Genomic DNA, 1,573 nt, shown 5'->3' on the forward strand with positions numbered 1-1,573 from the left:
TTCACGCTCTCGTGGGTCTCTTTCCTGTGCATGGACATGATCTGCAAGCGCTTCGGGCCCAAGGCCTCGGTCAAGGTCTCCATCCTCGCGCTCGCCCTCAACCTCGCGGTGAGCGGGCTGTTCTGGCTCGTCAGCCTCGCGCCCGGCATGTGGGGCGCCTACTACGACACCGGCTCGCTCGAGGTCAACGCCGCGCTCAACGCCACCATCGGCGGCTCGTGGTACGTCGTGCTCGGAAGCTCGCTCGCCATGCTCTGCTCCTCCTTCGTGAACTCGCACATCAACCAGTTCATCGGCCACCTCACCGACAACGGCAGCTTCGCCACCTTCGCGCTGCGCAGCTACGTGAGCACCGGCATCGGCCAGTTCGTCGACAACCTCGTGTTCGCCGTCGTGGTCTCCCACACGTTCTTCGGCTGGTCGTGGGTCCAGGTCCTCACCTGCTCCATCACCGGCGCGCTCGCCGAGCTCCTCTGCGAGATCGCGCTCTCCCCCGTCGGCTTCCGCGTGGCCAGCGGCTGGGAGCGCGAGGGCGTGGGCGAGAAGTACGTCCAGGCGCACGCCGCCGATCTCGAGGCGAGGATGTAATGGACGTCCTCATCTCCGGGACGTCATCGGGCATCGGGCGCGCGACGGCGCTCAAATTCCTCGCCGAGGGGCACCGCGTCTGGGGCCTCGACTGTGCGGATCCGAGCATCGACAGCCCTTCTTACCAGCACTTCATTTGCGATGTGGCAGATGAGGGGAGCCTGCCTTCCGGCCTTGCGCCGCAGGTCGTGGTAAGCTGCGCCGGGGTCCAGGGCTCGCCCGACGACATCTCCGTGAACCTTCGCGGCACCATCAACGTCGTCGAGAAGTACGCCTTTTGCGGCGAGGCCTCCGGGCAGAAGCGCGAGCTCGCCCGCACGCCCTCCCCGGGCATCCGCGCCGTGGTCAACGTGGGCTCCGCGAGCGCCCACACGGGCAGCGAGTATCCCGTCTACGCGGCGAGCAAGGGTGGCGTCTGCGCGTACACGAAAAACGTCGCGATGCGTCTTGCGCCCCAGGCCACCTGCAACAGCGTGGACCCGGGCGGCGTGACGACCGAGCTCAACCGCCCCGTCATGGACGACGAGCGCATGTGGTCGCGCATCATGGACCTGACGCCGCTGCGCCGCTGGGCCTCACCCGAGGAGATCGCCGACTGGATCTACTTCGTCGCGGTCCAGAACCGCTTCATGACCGGGCAGAATCTCCTCATCGACGGCGGGGAGGCCGGCCGCACCGAGTTCGTCTGGCCCGACTAGCCCCACCCTCGCCGGGCCGCCGGGCCACGCCCTTCACTGGGTGACAGTCATTGCGTGCAGCTTTTGGGGACACACATCACTGGGCGGGCGACCGTTGGCGGACGGGGGCTGCCGCCTGGCCGGACGCCCGGCAGCCGCCCGGCCAGGCAGGGCATACTCTTCGCAAATGCGCAAACGCGCCGCCCGATCCGCGACGCGCCGCGAAGCACGCACGCGAAGGGAGCCCCCATGATCAACAACTTCTGCAAGGTCCCGCTCTGGGAGTGCCATTCCACGCTCGTCGACGT

The 1,573-nt window shown here is 67.8% G+C and carries 2 protein-coding genes; both read left to right on the forward strand.

Annotation, left to right across the window (positions count from 1 at the left end; all coding sequences use genetic code 11):
• Positions 1-588: VUT family protein (locus tag ACT84W_RS03980; protein ID WP_444328279.1), on the forward strand; the 588-nt coding region annotated here is incomplete at its 5' end.
• Positions 588-1,286, forward strand: coding sequence for an SDR family NAD(P)-dependent oxidoreductase (locus ACT84W_RS03985; RefSeq protein ID WP_417576424.1), 699 nt, complete (start codon positions 588-590; stop codon positions 1,284-1,286). The genes ACT84W_RS03980 and ACT84W_RS03985, both read left to right, overlap by 1 nt.
• Positions 1,287-1,573: the final 287 nt, after the last annotated feature.

The organism is Paratractidigestivibacter sp. (genome assembly GCF_052362415.1).
GTDB lineage: Bacteria > Actinomycetota > Coriobacteriia > Coriobacteriales > Atopobiaceae > Paratractidigestivibacter.